The 20,333-nt window shown below is 71.5% G+C and carries 16 protein-coding genes; 10 read left to right on the top strand and 6 right to left on the bottom strand.

Annotation, left to right across the window (positions count from 1 at the left end; all coding sequences use genetic code 11):
• Positions 1-2: 2 nt before the first annotated feature.
• Positions 3-905 carry a hypothetical protein gene (locus tag ACFWY5_RS01250; protein ID WP_379610447.1) on the bottom strand — a complete coding sequence of 301 codons (903 nt, stop codon included), beginning with the start codon at positions 903-905 and terminating at the stop codon, positions 3-5.
• Positions 906-1,450: 545 nt separating this feature from the next.
• Here ACFWY5_RS01250 and ACFWY5_RS01245 point away from each other — a divergent pair.
• Together ACFWY5_RS01245 and ACFWY5_RS01240 are read left to right on the top strand one after the other, a co-directional pair.
• Positions 1,451-2,356: a 2'-5' RNA ligase family protein gene (locus ACFWY5_RS01245; protein WP_379630231.1), complete on the top strand. Its 906-nt coding sequence runs from the start codon at positions 1,451-1,453 to the stop codon at positions 2,354-2,356.
• Complete coding sequence (locus ACFWY5_RS01240; RefSeq protein WP_379630230.1) at positions 2,353-2,742, top strand: hypothetical protein; 390 nt, start codon at positions 2,353-2,355, stop codon at positions 2,740-2,742. The genes ACFWY5_RS01245 and ACFWY5_RS01240 overlap by 4 nt, the downstream gene beginning before the upstream one ends.
• On the opposite strand, the gene ACFWY5_RS01235 is transcribed toward ACFWY5_RS01240, so the two are convergent.
• Genes ACFWY5_RS01235 through ACFWY5_RS01220 form a run of 4 tightly spaced genes read right to left on the bottom strand, consistent with a single transcriptional unit; the run spans position 2,675 to position 9,636 of the window.
• The gene (locus ACFWY5_RS01235; RefSeq protein ID WP_379630229.1) at positions 2,675-4,672 is read right to left on the bottom strand and encodes a hypothetical protein; all 1,998 of its coding nucleotides are present in this window, start codon (positions 4,670-4,672) and stop codon (positions 2,675-2,677) included. The genes ACFWY5_RS01240 and ACFWY5_RS01235 overlap by 68 nt on opposite strands.
• Complete coding sequence (locus tag ACFWY5_RS01230; protein WP_379630228.1) at positions 4,669-7,176, bottom strand: dipeptide ABC transporter ATP-binding protein; 2,508 nt, start codon at positions 7,174-7,176, stop codon at positions 4,669-4,671. Before ACFWY5_RS01230 ends, ACFWY5_RS01235 begins: the two co-directional genes overlap by 4 nt.
• Positions 7,173-8,111: an ABC transporter permease gene (locus ACFWY5_RS01225; RefSeq protein ID WP_379630227.1), complete on the bottom strand. Its 939-nt coding sequence runs from the start codon at positions 8,109-8,111 to the stop codon at positions 7,173-7,175. Before ACFWY5_RS01225 ends, ACFWY5_RS01230 begins: the two co-directional genes overlap by 4 nt.
• 1 nt (position 8,112) lies before the next feature.
• The gene (locus tag ACFWY5_RS01220) at positions 8,113-9,636 is read right to left on the bottom strand and encodes an ABC transporter substrate-binding protein (RefSeq protein WP_379610440.1); all 1,524 of its coding nucleotides are present in this window, start codon (positions 9,634-9,636) and stop codon (positions 8,113-8,115) included.
• A gap of 93 nt (positions 9,637-9,729) precedes the next feature.
• Here ACFWY5_RS01220 and ACFWY5_RS01215 point away from each other — a divergent pair, with 93 nt between their 5' ends.
• The 3 genes from ACFWY5_RS01215 (at position 9,730) to ACFWY5_RS01205 (ending at position 13,400) form a co-directional block, all read left to right on the top strand.
• Positions 9,730-10,677 (top strand): alpha/beta hydrolase, encoded by a 948-nt coding sequence (locus ACFWY5_RS01215; RefSeq protein WP_379610439.1) that lies wholly within the window; start codon positions 9,730-9,732, stop codon positions 10,675-10,677.
• A gap of 95 nt (positions 10,678-10,772) precedes the next feature.
• A complete protein-coding gene (locus tag ACFWY5_RS01210) occupies positions 10,773-11,900 on the top strand; it encodes a PucR family transcriptional regulator (RefSeq protein WP_379630226.1) in 1,128 nt (375 codons plus the stop codon).
• An 87-nt stretch (positions 11,901-11,987) separates the two neighbouring features.
• Positions 11,988-13,400: a carboxylesterase/lipase family protein gene (locus ACFWY5_RS01205; RefSeq protein WP_379610437.1), complete on the top strand. Its 1,413-nt coding sequence runs from the start codon at positions 11,988-11,990 to the stop codon at positions 13,398-13,400.
• On the opposite strand, the gene ACFWY5_RS01200 is transcribed toward ACFWY5_RS01205, so the two are convergent.
• On the bottom strand, positions 13,397-13,966 hold the full coding sequence (locus ACFWY5_RS01200; RefSeq protein WP_379610436.1) for a TetR/AcrR family transcriptional regulator: 570 nt from the start codon (positions 13,964-13,966) through the stop codon (positions 13,397-13,399). The two genes, ACFWY5_RS01205 and ACFWY5_RS01200, sit on opposite strands and share 4 nt — an antisense overlap.
• A 36-nt stretch (positions 13,967-14,002) precedes the next feature.
• Between ACFWY5_RS01200 and ACFWY5_RS01195 the strand changes: the two genes are divergently transcribed.
• The 5 genes from ACFWY5_RS01195 to ACFWY5_RS01175 all read left to right on the top strand — a co-directional run bounded on the left by ACFWY5_RS01195 (position 14,003) and on the right by ACFWY5_RS01175 (position 20,235).
• Positions 14,003-16,507: a family 78 glycoside hydrolase catalytic domain gene (locus ACFWY5_RS01195; RefSeq protein WP_379630225.1), complete on the top strand. Its 2,505-nt coding sequence runs from the start codon at positions 14,003-14,005 to the stop codon at positions 16,505-16,507.
• A 286-nt stretch (positions 16,508-16,793) separates the two neighbouring features.
• Positions 16,794-18,137: an MFS transporter gene (locus ACFWY5_RS01190; RefSeq protein ID WP_379610433.1), complete on the top strand. Its 1,344-nt coding sequence runs from the start codon at positions 16,794-16,796 to the stop codon at positions 18,135-18,137.
• A gap of 503 nt (positions 18,138-18,640) precedes the next feature.
• Positions 18,641-19,210, top strand: coding sequence for a TetR/AcrR family transcriptional regulator (locus ACFWY5_RS01185; protein ID WP_379610432.1), 570 nt, complete (start codon positions 18,641-18,643; stop codon positions 19,208-19,210).
• 153 nt (positions 19,211-19,363) lie between these two features.
• Complete coding sequence (locus ACFWY5_RS01180) at positions 19,364-19,519, top strand: hypothetical protein (RefSeq protein WP_379630224.1); 156 nt, start codon at positions 19,364-19,366, stop codon at positions 19,517-19,519.
• 188 nt (positions 19,520-19,707) lie between these two features.
• Entirely contained in the window at positions 19,708-20,235 is a 528-nt protein-coding gene (locus ACFWY5_RS01175) for a TetR/AcrR family transcriptional regulator (protein WP_379610431.1), read from the top strand.
• Positions 20,236-20,333: the final 98 nt, after the last annotated feature.

The raw sequence follows: 20,333 nt of genomic DNA, 5'->3' as shown, positions 1-20,333 counted from the left end.
GGTCAGGCCGGTTCGCGGCCGGTGTCCTGCCGGCCGGCCGCCGCGCGGCGCAGCCGGGTTCTGAGCTGATCGAGGGCGGCGGTGGCCGGCTCCAGGTCGGTGACGGGGAAGCCGCCGGCGAGGTCGGGTGCGACGGCGGCCAGCTGTTCTCGTGCGGCGGGCGCGAAGGTGACGCGGCCGTCTTCGACGACCACGCCGTCGCGCAGGGCCGCCCGCTGGTTGAAGTCGACCGCCTCCTTCTCCTCCACGCCGTACGGCAGGCGCAGCCGTACCCCCGCGGCGAGCGAGGCGTGGACCGGATACCCGCCGGGCAGCCCCAGCGGTCCTGGCAGGTGGGTGGGCACGTCGTGGCCCGCGACCAGGGCGGCGACCAGCCGGGCGGCGGCCAGGCCGGTGACGTGGTTGAGCTCGGCGCGCCCGGCGGCGCGCTGCGCGGCCAGCAGGCCGCCCACGTCCTCCAGTTCGCGATCCTCTTCCCCGTCTCCGAGCCAGGCGCGCGCCTCCGGGTGGTCGTCCCGTGGCGGATAGAGGTGGCTGTGGTGGGCGAGCATCCGCAGCTCACGCTGGTCGGACAGGCCGAGCGCGGCCTGCGCGCTCGCGGCGAGCAGCGCCGCGTTGCCGACGCCGCACCACAGGGGCAGGCCCAGCGCCGCGGCGAGGGGGTTCACCGCGTCGGGGAAGCAGGCGTTGATCACCCAGGTCCCCGCGGGGACCGCACGGGCGACCCGGAGCGCGGCCTCCGCCTGGAAGGGCAGCGTGACCCCGAATCCCGCCTTTCCCAGGAATTCCGTCCATTTGGAGGGGGAATTCTGGCGTTCCCAGGGTGACTGGGTGGAGGCGGCGACGAGCACGCCATTGGGAACGATCTGACCGAGCGTCTCCGCGAGTGCTTCATTGCTGGTCAAGCTGCTTTTTCGGGCCTCGAAGACGACCGGGGCGCCGGAAAGAGCGGCGCGAGTTGACGACACATAGGTGGCTTCGCGTGTTTTGTCGATGTTACGGCCGAGTATCACAACACGGATCGGGCTGGTCGCGACCACGGCGAGCGAGTAACAGAATGCGCGAGCCAGGCTCCCCGTCCCGACCAGGGCCAATACGGTGGCATCGCTCATGCTGAGCAGGCCTGTTTGAAAATTGAACAAGAAAGGTGGTGCACGATCAGACCCCCAACGGACCGACTGGCGAAGCAGTCGCTAAGGGTGTTTCCCCGTCGGCCACCACCCGCAGTTGGGTGACCGGGCACCCATACTGGTTGTGGGCGATCTGACATGTCAATACCGGGATATGTCGCGATATAAAGTGAGCATCATGGATATTTCGTGGAATGGAGTAGTGGCGTGAGCTGGCATTTCCTTTGGTAAACAAACTTTTCTTCCAGGGGTAATGCCAGGTCAAGGGTGATCATCCTGAGTCGCGGCTCGAACACCGGCCCCGTGGGATACTTCCGGCCATGTTCACCCGAGGCGAGACCGCCCTGACGGTCACCGTGCCCGCCGCCGAGCAGGTCGTGGGCCCGTGGCGGCGGCGCTACGACCCGTCGACCGCCTACGGCGTGCCCGCCCACGTGACCGTGCTCTACCCGTTCCTCGACGCCTCCCGGGTGGACGAGGGCGCGCTGCGCGAGCTGTTCGCCGCCCGCGAACGCTTCGATCTGGTCTTCGAGCGGCTCGCGCGTTTTCCCGGCGTGGTCTACCTGGCTCCCGAGCCGGCGGAGCCGGTCAGGAAGCTGACCGAGGCAGTGGTGGCGCGGTGGCCGCAGGCGCGGCCGTACCAGGGGAAATATGGGGAGATCACGCCGCACCTCACGGTTGGGCAGGGGCTGGACGACGAGGGCGCGGACGCGATCGAGCGCGGCCTGAGCGGGCTGCCGGTGCGGATGCGGGCCAGCGGCGTGACGCTGGAGGTCTTCGACGGCGAGATGTGGCGGCGGCGGGCGTGCTTCCCGTTCGGGGAGGTCGGGGAGGCGGAGTTCGCCTACCCGGGGCCGCTGCGGGACGAACTGGTCGCGGCGATCCTGGCCGGGCGCAAGACCGCGACGAGTTCGCTGCTGGCCGACTACGAGCACGAGGACGAGCCCCTGCCGGTGGCGGGCTCCTGGGACGCGCTGATCGACTCGGCCGGGCGGCGCGTGGCGCTGCTGGAGACCACCGAGGTGAAGGTGGTGCCGATCCGGGAGATCGACGAGCGCTTCGCCCACGACGAGGGCGAGGACTACGCCGGGGTCGCCGAGTGGCGGGCCGGGCACGAGCGGTTCTGGCTCAGCCCCGAGCACGTGGCCTACCTGGGCCGCGCGCCCGTGATCGACGACGACACCCTCGTGGTGACCGAACGCTTCCGTGTGCTGGAGACCCTGTGAACGACGGAGACTACGGCCTGCCCGGCTCGCTGGCGCGCGTCCTCGACGAGATCGCCGGCGAGCGGCGGGCCCAGGACGTGCGCTGGGGCATCCAGGACATCCCCGATGGAACCTCCCCTTCCCGTACGCCCGCCGCCGACGCCGCCAAGCGCGAGACCTCGGCCGCGGGTGACGACGGCACGCTGACCTGGCGGCACATCCTGGCCGAAGAGGTGCTTGAGGCGTTCGCGGAGTCCGACCCCGAGGCGCTGCGCACCGAGCTGATCCAGGTCGCGGCCGTCGCGGTCAAATGGGCCCAGGCGCTCGACCGCCGCGCGGTCACGGCGGGAACGTCCCCAGCCCTTCGTGCGACACCCGCCACCCCTCAGGAAACCGGCCGGCCATGAGCGCCACGGCCACGAGCAGCCCGCCGTTGGCCGGCAGATAGACCGACAGCCCGCCGGGAAACTGCGGCACGTGCCCGGTGGGCAGGTAGTGGTTCTTGCGGGTGTCCATGAGCAGCGCGTCGACCGCGTCGCCCGGACGGCCGAGCCGGGTGGCGCACATGGCCAGCACCGGGTAGTCCCATCCCCACGTGCTCCCCAGATCCCAGGTACGCAGCACGTGGTCGAACGTGGCCGACATGACCCCGGGGTCGATCAGCGGGGTGGCGGGCAGGAAGCCGAGTGCCATGAGCATCGACGGGTGGTCGTCGGTCAGCGTGTACGGCTCGGTGGCGACCGCCGCGTACACACCGTCGCGCACCAGCGGCCTGGCAAGACCGCGCAGCACCGCGTCCCACCCGGGCTCCCGCTCCAGGCCGAGCCGCTCGCGCCATTCCTGCGCGACCCGCAGGCCCCAGTGCCAGTAGGCCAGCTCGAAGGTGGGGTCGGCGGTGCGGGCCCGGCCGGGGAAGTACGTCTCCTGCGCCGGGACCAGCGGCGGCCCGAGGTGGTGGACGCCGTCCTCGTCCGGCTCGGCGTAGGAGGCCATGAACTCGGCTGTGGCGAAGACCAGGTCGGCGTAGCGTTCCAGCGCCCCGGGCACGCCGTTGTGCCGGAGCAGTTCGGCGTAGTGGATCGGATGCGGCTGCTGCCAGATGAGGAAGGCGCCGATCGGGCTGGGCGCCTCGCGGCCGTCCCGGCCGACCTGCTTGGGCCAGCGCGCGCCGGAGTACCCCTGCTCCGCGGCGGTCCGGCGGGCCGAGCCCAGGATCTCGCGGTACCAGCCGAGACCGCGTTCGAGCAGCTCGGGCCGTCCCCACAGGACGAAGTGGGCGGCGTGCCACCAGTGCATCTCCAGATGGAACTTGCCGCCCCAGGAGTTGTGCACGAGCCCCGACTCCTGCGGCGGCGCCGACCCCGAGCAGTGCACGGCGGTCAGGTACTGCGAGAGCACCACCCGCCGCTCCAGCTCGCCCGCCCGCGGATCGGCGCTCCCCTCGAAGCTGACCGCCGCGCCGGACATCCAGTACGCCCGCCAGTGCCCGGCCGCCGCCCGCGCCACCGCGTCGAAGGCGGGCGGCTCGTCCGGCGCCTCGGCGGAGAAGGCGGCGCTCAGCCTCAGCTCCGCCGCCCCGGTGCCCACCACCGGGCCGGGCCCCCAGCGCCCGTCGGTCCGCACCCGCACGTGGTAGCGCGCGTCACCGACCTCGCGCACGATCCCGTCCGGCCCGTAGCAGGTGGTCTGCGCCAGCCGCTCGCCCGGGGAGAGCGGATCGGTCTGCCCGGGAAAGGTGATCGCGACGCCCAGCGCACCGGCCGCGAGCAACGGCGAGCGCACCCGCGCGGCGACCACGTCCAGCTCGGGATGGACCACGGTCCGCACCTCGACCGGCTGCCCGCCGAGCAGGAAGGCCGAGCGCACGCTGCCCGTCCACAGGTCGAGCTCCACGCGCGGGTCGGTCAGCTCCAGCGCCGGGTCGAACCGCAGCCCGATCCGCCCGAGATCGAGCCGCCGCGGATTGGCGTACAGCCAGCCGCCCGCGTCGGCGGAGGCCACGCCGTCCGCCCCGATCCGCATCCGGTCGGGGTAGCGCACCGTGCGGGTGCGGGTGGAATAGCCCGTCGCCGCCTCCTCCAGCCGGTACGGCACGCCGGGATCGGTGGAGTACCACCCCCAGCTCGACTGGATCCGCAGCGGCACCGGAAAGTCGTCGGCGTCGAAGACCTGAGGCCTGCGCCGAGGCGGCAGCTCGTGCGCCTCCGGGAACGTCTGCAGCCCGGTCACGTCCACGTTGACCGCGAAGTCGCCGTTGCCCAGGCTGAGCGTGCACGAGGGATGCCAGGACGTGAGCACCACCGAGTGCCGCCGCACCAGCCGCTCCCTGTCGATCACGCCTGCTCCTTCGCGGCCAGGCCGAGCCGGGCCGCGCGCCGGGCCGCCTGCCGGTCCGGATCGGGCACCAGCGCCGACAGCAGCAGCCGCCGCGTGTACGGATCACGCGGCTCGGTGGTCACCTGCTCGGCGTCGCCGGTCTCGACCAGCACGCCCCGCGACATGACCGCGACCCGGTCGCTGACGTTGCGCACCACCGCCAGATCGTGCGAGATGAACAGATAGCTCACCCCGGTGTCGCGCTGGATCTCGGTGAGCAGGCCGAGCACCTGCGCCTGCGTCGAGACGTCGAGCGCCGAGACGGGTTCGTCGCAGATGATCAGGCGCGGGCCGAGGGCGAGCGCGCGGGCGATGGCCACCCGCTGGCGCTGCCCGCCGGACAGCTCGCGGGCGCGCCGCGCGCCGGTGCCGGCCGGCAGCTCGACCCGGTCGAGCAGCAGGGCGATGCGCCGGTCGGCCTCCGCCCGGTCGGCCACGCCGTGCGCGAGCAGCGGCTCGACCAGGATGTCGTGGATGCTCATGGCCGGGTTGAGCGAGCTGAACGGGTCCTGGAAGACCGCCTGGATCTGGCGGGCGCGGGCACGGCGGGCGGGAAGCGGCTGCCCGCCGTACCGGATGGAGCCGCCGACGACCGGCGCGAGGCCCAGCACCGCGCGGCCGAGCGTCGTCTTGCCCGAGCCGGACTCGCCGACCAGCCCGAGCGTCTCGCCCTCGCCGACGGTCAGGCTGACCTCCTTGAGCACCCGCACCGGCGGGCGCCGCAGCCCGCGCTGCGGATAGTCCACCCGCAGCCGGTCGATCTCCAGCAGCGGCGCCCCGACCGCCGCGCTCCGCTCCCGCCGCGCGGCGTTGTGCGGGTTGGCTGCCAGCAGATCCTTCGTGTACGGCTGCGCCGGCTGGGCGAACAGCGTCCGCGTGGGCGCGCTCTCCACGAGGCGCCCGTCGCGCATCACCGTGACCCGGTCGCACATGTCCGCCACCACGCCCAGGTCGTGGGTCACCAGCAGCACCGCCATGTCGCGTTCACCGCGCAGGGAACGCAGCAGGTCGAGCACCTCGGCCTGCACGGTGACGTCCAGCGCCGTGGTGGGCTCGTCGGCCACCAGCAGCTCGGGGTCGCAGGAGATGGCTCCGGCGATGAGCACGCGCTGGGCGGTGCCGCCGGAGATCTCGTGCGGGTAGGCGCGGTAGATGCGCTCGGGCTCGGCGATCCCCACCCTGGCCAGCAGTTCGAGCGCCCGGCGGCGGGCGGCCCGCCCGGACAGGCCGAGGTGCGCGCGCAGCGGCTCGACGAGCTGGCTGCCCACGCGGAAGCTCGGGTCGAGGTTGGACATCGGCTCCTGGGAGACGTAGCCGATGCGGGGGCCGCGGACGCGGTTCAGCTCGCGTTCGGTCAGCTTGGTCAGTTCGGCCCCGGCGAAGCGGACCGAACCGGCGGCGACCCGGCCGCTCGGCGGCAGCAGGCCGAGGGCGGCGAGGACGGTCTGGGTCTTGCCCGAGCCGGACTCGCCGACCAGGCCGACGACCTCGCCCGGCCGTACCTGGAGGTCGACGCCGTCGACGACGGTGACCTCGCCGCCGGCCGTACGGTGCGTGACCGTGAGGCCGGAGACGGCGAGCAGGGCGCCGTCGGCGAGGGCCGGGGCGGGGGAGGAGGCGGCGGGCCGACGGGTAGAGGGGGCGCGGCCCGCCGCCTGGATCGGGGTGTCCTCGAGCGCGTCGCGTACGGCGTTGCCGAGGACCGTCACCGCGAGCACGGTCGCGGCGATGGCCAGACCCGGCCAGATCGACAGCCATGGGGCGCGGAAGACGTTGGCGGCGGCGTCGTTGAGCATCGCTCCCCAGCTCGCCGCGCCGGGCTCGCCGAGGCCGAGGAAGTCGATGCCGGCCTGGAGCAGCAGGGCCGCGCCGAACAGCAGCGGCGCCTGCACGATGATCGCCGAGCGGACCACCGGCAGCACGTGCCTGCGCACGACGCGCAGGTCGGACAGCCCGGACACGCGGGCGGCGTCGATGTAGAACTCGCCGCGCACCCGCATGGTCGCGGCGCGGACGAGCCGGTAGATGGACGGCGAGGCCAGGAAGCCGACGAACGCCATGGTGCCGACGAGGTCCGGGCCCATCACCGCGACGAAGGCCAGAACGACGATGAACGCCGGCAGCGCCATCAGCAGGTTGAACAACCAGCTCGCCACCGCGTCCGCCCATCGAGCGAAATATCCGGCCAGCGTCCCGGCCACGACGCCCATCACCAGCGCCACCCCGGCCGCCAGCAGCGCGCCCGACACGGTGGCACGGGTGCCGTGCAGCAGTCGGCTGAGCACGTCGCGGCCGGAGCCGTCGCCGCCCAGCGGATGCCCGGGGCCGGGACCGGCCAGCGCGGCGCGCAGGTCCACCTCGTCCGGCCCGTACGGCGCCAGCCACGCCCCGGCCACCGCCGCGACCACGACCAGCAGCAACACGACGGCGGCCACGAGCGCGGCGGGTCTTCTGAGAAGGCTCATGGGGTGCGCACCTTCGGGTCGAGCCAGCTCACCAGCAGGTCGACGACCAGGTTGACGGTGAGCACGATGAGCACGCCGACCACCACCACGCCCAGCACCACCGGGATGTCGGAGCGGCTGGAGGCGGCGGCGGCCAGGCTGCCGAGCCCGTTGATCGCGAAGATCTGCTCGACGATGATGGCCCCGCCGAGCAGGCCGATGAACTGCAGGCTGACCACGGTCAGCGCCGTGGGCGCGGCGTTGCGCAGCACGTGGCGCAGCAGCAGCCGGCGCCGGGGCAGGCCCCGGCTGCGCAGCGTGCGCACGTAGTCCTGGTTCAGCACGGCCGCCACCGCGTTGCGGGTCTGCGCCGCCACGGCCGCCACCGACCCGGCGGCGATCGCCACGACCGGCAGCAGCAGCGAACGCGCCCAGTCGGCCGGGCTCTCCGCGAACGCCACGTACCCGGTCGCGGGAAGCCACCGCAACTGCACCGCGAACACGATGACCAGCAGCAACGCCACCCACATCCCCGGTACGGCGAAGCCGAGCGCCGCCGCGACCTGCAGAGCCCGGTCCAGCCAGCCGCGCCGCAGCGCCGCCGCCATGCCGAAGGCGATGCCGGCCACCGCCGAGACCAGCGTCGCGATGACCGCCAGCGAGACCGTGACGGGCAGCCGGGCGGTGATCGTCTCGACCACCGGCAGCCCGGTGAACCACGACACCCCCAGATCCCCCCGTACGGCCCCGCCCAGCCAGTCCAGGTAGCGCACGCTGACCGGCCGGTCCAGCCCGAGCTCCACCCGCTTGGCGGCGACCTGCTCGGGCGTGGCCGTCATGCCGAGCAGGTTGTGCGTGGGGTCGGGCACCAGCGTGGTGAGCAGCGAGGTGAGCGCGGTGATGACGACGAGCAGGACGCCCGCCGCGATCAGCCGCCGCGACAGCAGCCTGAGCACCTCAGCCCACCGGGTGGTAGTCGCGCAGGAAGACGAAGATCTGGTCGGCCGCGGCGTCGATCCTGACCTTGTCCTTCTTCCAGACCATGAGGTTGGTGGCGGCGTACAGCGGGGCGAACCACGCCTGCTCCACCACATGGGTGTTGAGCTCCTGGAACAGCCTGCCGCGCTCGGCCTCCTCCGCGACGGCGATCCGGTCCATGAGCTTGGCGACCACCGGGTCCTCCACGTGGAACGGGTTGAAGACCCCGCCCTTGGCCAGGAACAGCGAGGCGTCCAGCCAGTTCTCGGTGGCGGTGTAGGTGTACATGAAGGCCGGGTAGGTGCCGGCCAGGTACTGCTGGGTGATCAGGTTGCTGGAGACCGGCTTGTACTTCACCTTGATGCCGATCTGGCCGAGCTGCTGGGCGACGATCGGGTAGAGCGCGGGCACGTAGGTGTTCTCGCTGGGCAGGGTGAGCTCGAAGCCGTCCGGGTAGCCCGCCTCGGCCAGCAGCCGCTTGGCCTTGTCCGGGTCGTAGGGGTAGCGGGAGTTGAGCGCGGCCAGGTAGGCGGGGGTGCCGGCGGCGAACATCTGGGTACGCCGGTCGCCGTTGCCCTTGTCGACCGCCTTGAGAATGCCCTCGGCGTCGAGGCCGTGGTTTATGGCCTGCCGTACCTTGACCTTGGCCAGCGGGGGAGCAAGCTTGCCCGCGCGGTCGACGATCCACATGCCCATGATCAGGCCGGGCATCTTCCTGTGCTCCAGGCCCGCGCCCTGAACCTGCGGCAGGCTGGCCATGGGCACGCCGCCGGCGTCGACCTGGCCGCTGAGCGCGGCGTTGGCCATCGCGTTGGTGTCGGGCAGCGCCTTCATCACCAGCTTGTCGAAGCCGAACGTGGCCGGCAGGGAGTACTTGGGGTTGCGGGTGAAGGTGTAGGACGTGCCGCGGGTGCTGGCGTTCAGGTCCAGCACGTACGGCCCGCTGCCCACCGGGTTGGTCTTGAGTGTGGCGAAGGCCTTGGGGCTGGCGATCATGCCGGGCACCATCGAGAGCTGGTAGAGCAGGCCGGGATCGGGCTTCTTGAGCTTGACCGTCAGCTCTGCCGGGCCGGTGGCCTCGACGCTCGCGATGCCGGCCAGCGCCGACTGGGTGGCGCCCGGTGTGCTCAGCCCGCGATCCAGGTTCGCCTTGACCGCGGCGGCGTCGAGCGCGGTGCCGTCGGAGAAGGTCAGGCCCTCGCGGATGGTCATGGTCAGCGTGGTCTTGGGCTGGTCGTAGGCCCAGGTGGTGGCCACGCCGGGCGAGACGGAGAAGTCGGCGTTGAGCGTGGTCAGGGACGAGTAGACGGCCTGCAGGTAGCCCAGGGAGTTGCCCCCGGCGCCGACGGCTGGGTCCCAGGACGAGACGTCGGCCGCTACGGCCAGGGTGAGCATGCGCTCCGCCGTGGCGGCGCGTTCGGCAGCGCCGCCGGAACATGCGGTGCCCGTGACTGCGAGGGCGACGGCGGCGGCCGCCAAGGCCGTCCCGCGAGATCTCGGCATCGGAACCTCCTCGGATGGGGGTGTGGCGAGGCTAACAAAAACTACCTATCAATTGGTAGGCTTTTGGTAACGATGCCGATCCGAGGAGTTCACATGCCCGTCGACCCGCAGATCGCCCCCCTGATCGCCATGATCCACTCCCAGCCTCCGGCCCCCCACGACCCCGTCGCCCGCCGCCGCATGAACGCCGAGCGCAAGGCGGAAGGGGTCAACCCCTATGGCGACTACGTGCAGGTGGAGCCCGAGATCGCGACGGTCTTCGAGGAGAAGGTCAAGGTCGCCGGCCCGGACGGCGAGATCACCGTGCGCGTGTACCGTCCGGCGGAGGAGAACGCCGGGGCGATGGTGCTCTTCCACGGCGGCGGCTGGCTGATGGGCACGATCGACGACAGCGACCGCCGCTCACGCGCCATCGCCGCGGGCGCCGGCGTCGTGGTGGTCAACGTGGACTACCGGCTGGCGCCCGAGTTCCCCTTCCCCGTTCCCGCCGAGGACTGCTACCGCGCGTTCGAGTGGACCGTCGAGCAGGCCGGGCGGCTCGGGTTCGACCCCACGCGGGTGGGCGTGGGCGGCGAGAGCGCCGGCGGCAACCTGAGCGCGGCCGTGTCGCTGCTGGCCAAGGAGCGGGGCGGGCCCATGCCGGTGATCCAGGTGATGGAGATCCCCGCCTTCGACCTGACGATGTCCTCACCCACCGTGGAGACCTACGCCGAGGGGCACGTGCTGACGAAGTCCGAGTTGGAGTGGTGCGTGGGCACCTACCTGTCCGGGCACGACGCCACCGACCCCATCGCCTCGCCGCTGCACGCCGCCGACCTGACCGGGCTGCCGCCCGCGGTGATCCTCTCGGCCGAGTGCGACCCGCTGGCCGGCGACGCCCGCCGCTATGCTGCGCGGCTGGCCGAGGCAGGGGTGCCGGTGACCTTCCGCGAGTTCCCCGGGCACGTCCACGGCTCACACACCCTGACCGGGATGCTGGCCTCCTCACGCGAGTGGCGCACGACCGTCGTGAACGCGGTCACCGCCATCATGACCCCCTGACCTACAGCGGACCTGCGGTGCGGACCCGCGTCGTACGTGCCGTTGACCTGGGCTCATGTGCGGTGGCACAAGGGATGGCCGTTATGCTGCCGCACATGGGTGACCCACGGATCGCGCGCCTGGCCGCCGAGCTGCTGGAGGACGTGGAGGGGCTCGCCGACCGCATGTTCGCCGCCATCGTGGCCGAGGACGAGACCTACGCGGCCATGCCGGCGGAACGGCTGGCCGAGGTGCGCGAGTACAACCGGCGCAACCTCGACGAACACCTGCTCGACCTGGCGGAACAGCGTCCCGTCAAGGCCGTGGCGTCCAGGGAGACCGCGCGCCGCCGGGCCGAGCAGGGGGTGCCGCTGGGCACGGTGCTGCACGCCTACCGCATCGGGTTCCGGGTGGTCTGGGAGAGTCTGGTCGAGCGGGCCATGGCCGCCCCCGGCTACCCGGTCGAGACGCTCGCCACCTCGATGACCGAGGTCTGGTCGCTCATCGACGGCTACTCCGTGGCGGTCACCGACAGCTACCACGAGGCCATGCTGGAGCTGGCCAGGCAGGACGAGCGCGAGCGCCAGGTGCTGCTCGACGCCCTGATCGAGGGGCGGGTCACCGACTGGAGTGTGCTGGGCGGCAGCGCGCACGCGCTCGGGCTGCCGGCGCGCGGGCCGTACGTGTGCGTGGTGGCCGACCCGGCGGTGCCGTTGTCCACGATCGGGCTGCGCGGCGCGTGGCGGCTGCGCGCCGACGACCAGGTGGGCATCGTGGCCGACTCGGGTGCGGTGCGGGCGGCGCTGGCCGGGCGCGGCAGGATCGGGATCAGCGCCCCCTACGAACGGTTGCCGCAGACCGCCGCCGCCTTCCGCCTGGCCAGGCTCGTGTGGGCGGGACTGCCACCGGGCAGCAGGGAGGCGGCCACGGTGGACAGCCGCCCGATCGGCGCGCTCGTCGCGGCCGCCCCCGACCTGGCCGAACGGGTCACCGCCGCGGTACTCGGCCCCGTACTCGACCGCCCCGACGCCGAGGCCCTGCTGGAGGTGCTGTCGGCGTGGATGGAGAGCGGCGAGTCCACCTCGGAGCTGGCCCGAAGGCTCTACTGCCACCGCAACACCGTCCGCAACCGGCTGAGCAGGATCGAACGCCTCACCGGCCGGTCGCTGGAGCGCCCCGGGGACGTGGCCGCCCTGTACGCCGCCCTGATCGGCCACCGGCTTGTGCCAGCGCCCAAACCCTGACCGGAAAGCCGTGTCTATGGCCCAGTGCCGTTAGAACGAGATTCCAGGAAAATGGAGCCACCGCCCTTATCGCTGAAGGCAGGCGCCATGGAGATCATCGTCGAGACCCGGCCGGGCAAGCTGCGCGGCCAGCTGGAGGATGGCGTCGCCGTCTTCCGCGGCGTGCCGTACGCCGCACCGCCCTTCGGCGAGCTGCGCTTCCGCGCGCCCGAGCCGCCGCAACCATGGGAGGGCGTGCGCGACGCGCTCGCCAACGGCCCCACGGCGGCCAAGCGCGGCTACCGCCCGCCGCTGGACGAGATCCTCGCCGAGGTGGCCATCCCGGGCGAGGACTGTCTCAACCTCAACCTCTGGACACCCGGACTCGACGGGCGCCGGCCGGTCATGGTGTGGATCCACGGCGGCTCCAACCGCAACGGCTCCAACGCCGTCCCCCTGTACGACGGCGGCGCGTTCGCCCGCGACGGCGTGGTGATGGTGGCGATCAACTACCGGCTGGGCGTCGAGGGCTGGGCCAGTTTCCCCGACGCGCCGGACAACCGCGGGCTGCTCGACCAGATCGCCGCGCTGACCTGGGTACGGGAGAACATCGAGGCGTTCGGCGGCGATCCGGACAACGTCACCGTCTTCGGCGAGTCGGCCGGCGCGATCGACCTCGGGGTACTGCTCGGCGTACCGGCGGCCCGGCGGCTGCTGAACCGGGCGATCATCCAGAGCGGCGGGCCCGCCGCCGGCCATCGCGCGGCCGTCAGGAAGGCGACCGGCCAGATCGCCCGCCGCCTCGGCGTGCCCGCGACCGCCGCCGCCTTCGCCGACGTGGACCAGGAGCGGCTGCTCGACGCGCAGGCCGCGGTCATGAGCAGGAGCGGCCTGGCCGGCGGGCCCGAGCTGGGGCCCGTGATCGACGGCGAGCTGGTCGCCGGGCCGCCGGAGGAGAACGTCGACCCCGAGGTGGAGGTGCTGATCGGGCACACCACGGAGGAGTATCGGCTGTGGTTCGTGCCGAACGGCGGCGTCGACCGTATGGGGCCGCTGATGGCCCGCCTGGCGATGCTCAAGATGGGGGTGAAGGGGCGGGTCTGGCGCGGCTATCAGGCGCTGTACCAGGGGGCGAAGCCGGGCGAGGTGTTCGGGCTCGTGCTCACCGACCGCCTGGTACGGCTGGCCAACCGCCGCCTGGCCGAGGGACGGCCGATCGGGCGCACGTGGCTGTACGAGTTCGCCTGGCGCTCGCCCGAGCGGGACTTGGGCGCGGCCCACGCCATGGAGATCCCGTTCGTCTTCGACGCGCTGGCCATGCCCGAGTCGCGCTTGATGGTGGGGGAGAACCCGCCGCAGGGCCTGGCCGACGAGATGCACGCGGCGTGGGTGCGCTTCGCCACCACCGGGGAGCCGGGCTGGCCCGCGTGGAACCCCTCGACCCGGCCGACGATGGTCTTCGACGCCGAATCGGCGGTCGTGGAGGACAATCGCGCGGAGGTGCACGCCCTCTGGGTTTAGGGCAGGTCGTGCTGGAGCGACAGCGCGTACGCCTCGATGCGCTCGACCAGGTCCACCTGCTCGGGATCCAGCAGCCATTGGGTGGCCAGGCCGTCGAGCGTGGCGATGATCTCGGCCGCCTTGCCCTCCGGGTCGAGGTCCGCCCGGATCTCGCCGCGCTCCTGGCCCGTCCGCAGCGCTCCTGCCACCAGGGCGCGCATCGCCCGGTAGCGCTCGCGGAAGTACTCGTGCGCGGGCGCGCCGGGCTCCAGGTTCTCCGCCACCAGGACCGCGAACAGCTTGGTCAGCCCGCGTTCCTCCCGGTTGCGCCGGGCGAAGGCGGGCATCTCGCGGATCGTGTCCAGCCCGCCGAGCGCCGCAGCCTCGCGGGCGAAGTCAAGGCTCCTGCCGTCGCGCCATTCGATGACCGCGCGCAGCAGGCCCTCCTTGTTGCGGAAGTGGTAGAGCAGCCCCGGCTCGGTGATGCCCACACGCTGGGCGATCTCGGTCATCCCGGTGCCGCGGAAGCCGGTGCGGGCGAAGAGTTCGGCGGCCACGGCCGCGATCTCCTCCTTACGGTTCTTCATATGGACAACTTACTTAGTTGTAAGTAAGCATGCCTCATGGACATCGCAGCTCCCCGCTTCGAACACCTCGACGACGCTCTTGGCCTGGGCGAAAGCCGTCCGAGACTCTCCTGGATCGTTGATTGCGAAAGCCCAGGATGGCACCAGAGCGCCTACGAGATCTCGGCACGCGGCGAGCGCGTCCTGGTCGAGTCGGCGGAGTCGGTATTGGTCCCGTGGCCGTTCGCGCCGCTGGCCGCCCGCGAGCGCGTGGAGGTCCGCGTCCGCGTGCGCGACGCGGAGGGCGCGTGGTCGGACTGGAGCCCGCCCGCCGTCGCCGAGGCCGGCCTGCTCGGCCCGGCCGACTGGACCGCGCGCTTCGTCGCGCCGCCGGGCGAGGAGCAACTCCTGCGCGGCGAGTTCACGGTACGGCCCGCCGTAACGTCGGCCAGGCTCTACGCCACCGCGCTCGGCGTCTACGAGATCGAGCTCAACGGCGTCACGGTCGGCGACCACGTCATGGCGCCCGGCTGGACCAGCTACACCCACCGCCTGCGCTACCAGACCTACGACGTCACCCCGCTCCTGCGCCCCGGCCCCAACACGCTCGGCGCGATCCTCGGCGAGGGCTGGTACCGGGGCCGCCTGGGTTTCCAGGGCGGTACCGTCGCGGTCTACGGTGAGCGCCTCGCGCTGCTGGCCCAGCTGGAGATCACCTACGCCGACGGCACCGTCCAGCGGTACGGCACCGGCCCCGGCTGGCAATGCGCCCCCGGCCCCATCCTGGCCAGCGGCATCTACGACGGCGAGACCCACGACGCCCGCCTGCGGACGCCCGCCGACTGGCGCCCCGTGGACCCGCTGGAGCACGACCTGTCCACGCTGGTGGCGCCCAGCGGCCCGCCGGTGCGCCGTACCCAGGAACTCGCCCCGACGGAGATCCTGACCTCCCCCTCGGGACAGACCATCCTCGACTTCGGCCAGAACCTCGTCGGCCGCCTGCGGATCACCGCCCGCGGGCAGGCGGGCGAGCGCGTCGTCCTGCGCCACGCGGAGGTGCTGGAGGCGGGTGAACTGTCCGTCCGCCCCCTGCGCACCGCCGCCGCCACCGACGTCTACATCCTGCGCGGCGACGCCGAAGAGGTCTGGGAACCGCGCTTCACCTTCCACGGCTTCCGCTACGCCTCCGTCGAAGGACCCGTGGACCCGGCGCTGGTCCGCGCCGTCGTCTGCCACACCGACATGGAGCGCACCGGCCACTTCGAGTGCTCGGACCCGCTGGTCAACCGCCTGCACGAGAACGTGGTGTGGAGCATGCGCGGCAACTTCCTCGACCTGCCCACCGACTGCCCCCAGCGCGACGAACGCCTCGGCTGGACCGGCGACCTCCAGGTCTTCACCCCCGCCGCCGCCTTCCTGCACGACTGCGCCGGAATGCTCACCTCATGGCTGGCCGACCTCGCCGCCGAACAGGCGCCGAGCGGCGCCGTCCCCGTCGTGGTCCCCAACGTGCTCGGTGAGCGCGCCGTGATCGCCGCCGCCGGGTGGGGCGACGCCGCCGTCCTGGTCCCCTGGACCCTCTTTCAGCGGTACGGCGACGCCGGGCTCCTGGAACGGCAGTTTCCCAGCATGCGGCGCTATGTCGACCATGTCGCGGAGCTGGCGGGCCATGGCGTTTGGGACACCGGGTACCAGTTCGGCGACTGGCTGGACCCGGCCGCGCCGCCGGACAAGCCGGGCGACGGGCGTACACCCAAGGAGGTTGTCGCCACCGCCTACCTCGCGCACTCCGCAAGGGTCGTCGCGCAGGCGGCGGCGGTCCTGGGACAGGACGCCGGCCCCTACACCGCGCTGTCAGCCCAGGTCCGGCAGGCCTTCGCGGCCGCGTATGTGTCGCCGGAGGGAATGGTGCTGGGGGATTCGGCCACCGGGTACGCGCTCGCCCTGCGCTTCGACCTGCTTCCCACGCGGGAGCAGCGGGTGTTCGCCGGCGAACGGCTGGCCCGGGTACTGGCCGACGGCGGCCACCACATAGCGACGGGCTTCCTCGGAACCCCGGAGGTGTGCGACGCCCTGACCGAGGCCGGGCAGGTGGAGGCCGCGTACCGGCTGCTGCTCCAGCGAGAATGCCCGTCCTGGCTGTACGCCGTGACGATGGGCGCCACCACTATCTGGGAACGATGGGACAGCATGCTGCCCGACGGCACCGTGAACCCGGGCGAGATGACATCGTTCAACCACTACGCGTTCGGCGCGGTGGCCGACTGGCTGCACCGCGTGGTGGCCGGAATAGCCCCGGCGGCGCCGGGCTACCGCCGCATCCTGCTGTCCCCCCGCCCAGGCGCGAACTTGACGTCCGCGCAAGCAACCCTCCGCACCCCGTACGGAAGGGCCGAACTCTCCTGGACCCTGACCAAGAACACAATGACCACAGACGCCGTAATCCCCCCCAACACCACAGCCCTGGTCACCCTCCCCCACACACCCCCCTTCACCATCCAATCCGGCACCCACCACTGGACCACCCCTTGGCCAGAGGCAGATTGCACAAACCCGCACTAGCGCCTGCCCATGACGCGTGGACATGGCTCATGGCCTGCATTGGTCGCCCTCTTGGCCCGCCGCCTTGCTCGTCGCTGTCCCGTCCACCTCTGTGCACTGCTCCGGCTCGTTCGCGTGCCACGGACAGCACCGACCGGCAACAGGGGTCGGCACGGCCGCCCGTCCAGGCGGCAGCCGTACCCCCGTCGATGGTCTTGAGAATGGGTGGTTTCGGGGCGTTGACCGGAATGACATAGCTCACCTAGCCTGTCTGCTACCAATCAGTTGGTAGGTTTTTGGAGGGCGCATGGAAGACCGGCCCGGTCTGGTGGAAAAGCTCGCCTTCTTCGGCGGTGTCGCGGGTGGGGCGCTGATGGGCGCGGCCTCCGGCTTCCTCCTGCTGTACCTCACCGACGTCGTCGGCATCGGCGCGGCAGCCGTAGGCACCCTGATGCTGGTGGCCAGGATCGTCGACGGCGCGAGCGACCCGATCATGGGCTACCTAGTCGACCACCTACCAGTCACTCGGTGGGGCCGGTTCCGCCTCTACGTGCTCATCGGCGGCATCCTCTGCGCCGTCTGCCTGGTGGCGCTCTTCGCCGCCCCAGCCTGGTTCCCGAACGCCCTGCTCGCCGCCTGGATCACCTACCTGCTGTGGGGCCTGCTGCTCGATCTGTTCCAGATCCCGGTGACGTCGTTGCTGCCCGTGGTGGCCGGCGACGCGCGTACCAGAAGTCAGCTCGCGAGCATCGTCGGCCTCACCGGCCTGCTGGCGGCGGCGCTGAGCACCGGCGCCACGCTCCCGATCGTCAAGGCGCTGGGGGGCGGCACGGGCGGCTGGCTCACGTACGTCAGCATGATCGCCCTGGTGGGCTGCGTCCTGGTGACCGTCATGGCGGTGCGCGTGCGCGAGCGCGTCAAGCCGTTGTCGCCGGAGCGCTACCGCCTGTCCGACGTACGCCGCGTCTTCTTCGCCCACCGCGCCGTCCCGATCCTGCTCACCTCCAAAGTGGCGGTACAGGCGGCCAGCGGCTCCCTCACCGCCGCCATGCCGTACTTCTTCCTCTACTACATCGGCGACCAGGCCTACCTCTCCGCCGCGGCCCTGGTCATGGCCGTGCCCATGGTCGTCGGCGCGATCGTGGTCCCCGTCATGGCCAGGCGGCACGGCGCCAAACCCTGGTACCTCCTCAGCCTCGCCGTCTCCATCGCCGGCCTCGCCCTGCTGATGGCCGTCCCGCCGACCCCCCTGCCGGTGCTCGCCTGCTTCGCGCTGACGGGCTTCGGTTTCGGCGGCGCCGTAGCGCTGGGTCTGGTCCTGCTCGCCGAACTCGCCGACTACACCGAGTGGCAGTACGGCTTCCGCACCGAAGCCTCCCTCGCCGCCATGACCTCGTTCGCCACCAAGGCGGGCAGCGGTGTGGGCGGCGGCCTGCTCGCGTACACGCTGGCCGCCACCGGCTACCGCAGCGGCGGCGTCGCTCAGGACCCAGAAGCGATCCAGGGCATCCTGTACGCCCAAAGCCTGATCCCGGCCGCCATCGGCATAGTCGGCGCCCTGGCCTTCGCCGCGTACCCGATCACCCGCGAAATAGCCTCCCGCGCCGCCGCCGACCTGGCCGACCGCAAACTCCTCGCCACCCAGCCCTGACCCCGATCCAGGGGCTGCATGCGGTGTGCCGGGATGGATGCACCTGGCCCTGCCATGCTTTCTCCAACTGGCCCGGCTCCAGGCCTCGGCCCGTCCGGGATGCACATCTGGCCGGACTTCTGACCCGGTCGGCATCACTGGTGCCGAGTGTTCGTCCCGGGGGTGGGTACACGTGGTGCCCGCTGGGCTGACGGCTCGCTCACCTCGGTCGGGGGTGTCGCGGCGCCCAGGAAGGTCCGGCCTCCCGGTTGGATCCTGTGGCAAGGTCTGGCCCCCGGGTTGGGTCCGGTGGCTTTGGTGGCAGGCGGCATCCGGTGGTCGTGGTTGTGCGCTGTTCGGAGATGGGTGGAGGCCAGAGACGACTCGGGGGCGGGTGGGTGGCTCGAGGGGTGTCCCGGAAAGTGGGGGCGACGGGGACGCGCGGGAGAAAGCTACCGAGTGCTTGGTAGCTGAGCGATGGAAAACCTACCGACTGATTGGTAATTTTTGGTAAGGTTTGTTGCATGGTAGCCAAGAGGCGCTATGCCGTCGGGGTGGCTCGCAGGGAGCAGATTCTCGAGGCCGCTCGTGAGGTGTTCAGCGTCAGGGGCTACCGCGGTGGGTCCATGCGGGACGTGGCCGCGCGCGTGGGGCTCAGTCTGGCGGGGGTGTTGCATTACTTCCCGTCCAAAGAGGACCTGCTGGCTGAGGTGCTTCAGCAGCGTGATGACATCGACATTCCGTGGTTCGAGGAGAAGTGGGCTGAGCTGGGGAGCTTTCGGCTGGCGGTGCGGGAGCTTCAGGTTCGGAACATGGGGCGGGCCGGGGTCATGCGGTTGTTCGTCACGTTGTCGGCCGAGGCTGCCGATGCCCAGCATCCGGCGCACGACTTCTTCGCGAAGCGGTACAGGACCAGTCGTGAGCTGTTCTCGGCCACGCTGGCCAAGGCTCGGGAGCGGGGCGAGGTGGTGGAGGGCGCGAGCGGGCCGCTGCTGATCGCCGTGCTGGACGGGCTGCAGGTGCAGTGGTTGCTGGAGCCGGACTTCGACCTTCTGACCGCCCTGGACGCCTACCTCGACAGCATTACGCGATAGCCGTCGCCAGGGGTGAGGTGATTCCGCGACCCATGGGGCCTGCATCGCTGATGGGGGTTCGTGTTTCTGGTGGGTTCGCGTGCCGCCGCAGGTCTCCACCCGGGCGCGCATGCGGGTCCGCGGTTCTGTGGCTGCGCTTCCGGGGCGCCGGTGGTGGTGACGGTGGTGACGGTGACGGTGACGCCGGTGGTGGTGACGGTGGTGACGGTGACGGTGACGCCGGTGGTGGTGACGGTGGTGACGGTGACGGTGACGCCGGTGGTGGTGACGGTGGTGACGGTGGCGGTTGGGCGTCATGCCGGAGCGTAGGTGTGGGTTCTGGTGTCTGGGTGGCTGGGTGTGGCCGTGTGGATGTGCTCGCCGAGATGCGCGTGCCGGCCCTGCGGGAGTTGTGGTGGGCGGTGCTGGGAGGTAAAAACGACCTATCGGTTGGTTGATTTGTTAGGGTGGCGAGTATGCCGTCGAAACGACCGTACGCCGTGGGGATCGCGCGGAGGATGCAGATCCTTCAGGCGGCCCGAGAGCTCTTCAGCGTCCGTGGTTACCGGGGCGCGTCAATGCGGGATGTGGCGGCGGAGGTCGGGCTGACGCTGGCTGGGGTGCTGCACTACTTTCCGTCCAAGGAAGAGTTGCTGGCCGAGGTGCTTCAGCAGCGGACCGACATGGACGTCCCCTGGTTCGAGCAGACGTGGGCTGAGCTGGGGAGTTTTCGGCTGGCTGTTCGCGAGTTGATGGTGCGGAATATGGCCGACCCCGGGGTTATGCGGTTGTTTGTGACGCTTTCGGCGGAGGCCACCGATCCTGGGCATCCCGCGCATGACTTCTTCGTCAAGCGGTACCGGACGAGCCGGGAGCTGTTCTCGGCCACGCTGGCCAAGGCCCGTGCCAACGGGGAGATCACCCGGCCGGTGAACGGGCCGTTGCTGATCGCCGTGCTCGATGGTCTGCAGATCCAGTGGCTCATCGAGTCGGACTTCGACCTGCTTGGAGCGCTTGACGCCTATCTGGACTCCATTACCGGGTGATCCCCGCCGAGTATGTGCCCGACCGGCTCCCTCACCGCCCGGCCCCGGTCACCCGGTTCCGGACGTGCCGGTCGGGCCGCTTTGCGGCACCGGCCCGA

The sequence above is a fragment of the Nonomuraea sp. NPDC059007 genome (assembly GCF_042740555.1).
GTDB lineage: Bacteria > Actinomycetota > Actinomycetes > Streptosporangiales > Streptosporangiaceae > Nonomuraea.
The sequence above is the reverse complement of the archived record's forward strand: the minus strand, read 5'-3'. Positions and strand labels throughout refer to the sequence as shown.

Excerpts from the sequence above, each read along its gene's own strand:
- ACFWY5_RS01245 (WP_379630231.1), top strand. The coding sequence starts at position 1,451 with ATGTTCACCCGAGGCGAGACCGCCCTGACGGTCACCGTGCCCGCCGCC.
- ACFWY5_RS01190 (WP_379610433.1), top strand. The coding sequence starts at position 16,794 with ATGGAAGACCGGCCCGGTCTGGTGGAAAAGCTCGCCTTCTTCGGCGGT.
- ACFWY5_RS01220 (WP_379610440.1), bottom strand. The coding sequence starts at position 9,636 with ATGCCGAGATCTCGCGGGACGGCCTTGGCGGCCGCCGCCGTCGCCCTC.
- ACFWY5_RS01195 (WP_379630225.1), top strand. The coding sequence starts at position 14,003 with ATGGACATCGCAGCTCCCCGCTTCGAACACCTCGACGACGCTCTTGGC.
- ACFWY5_RS01205 (WP_379610437.1), top strand. The coding sequence starts at position 11,988 with ATGGAGATCATCGTCGAGACCCGGCCGGGCAAGCTGCGCGGCCAGCTG.
- ACFWY5_RS01230 (WP_379630228.1), bottom strand. The coding sequence starts at position 7,176 with ATGAGCCTTCTCAGAAGACCCGCCGCGCTCGTGGCCGCCGTCGTGTTG.
- ACFWY5_RS01210 (WP_379630226.1), top strand. The coding sequence starts at position 10,773 with ATGGGTGACCCACGGATCGCGCGCCTGGCCGCCGAGCTGCTGGAGGAC.
- ACFWY5_RS01215 (WP_379610439.1), top strand. The coding sequence starts at position 9,730 with ATGCCCGTCGACCCGCAGATCGCCCCCCTGATCGCCATGATCCACTCC.
- ACFWY5_RS01200 (WP_379610436.1), bottom strand. The coding sequence starts at position 13,966 with ATGAAGAACCGTAAGGAGGAGATCGCGGCCGTGGCCGCCGAACTCTTC.
- ACFWY5_RS01175 (WP_379610431.1), top strand. The coding sequence starts at position 19,708 with ATGCAGATCCTTCAGGCGGCCCGAGAGCTCTTCAGCGTCCGTGGTTAC.
- ACFWY5_RS01185 (WP_379610432.1), top strand. The coding sequence starts at position 18,641 with ATGGTAGCCAAGAGGCGCTATGCCGTCGGGGTGGCTCGCAGGGAGCAG.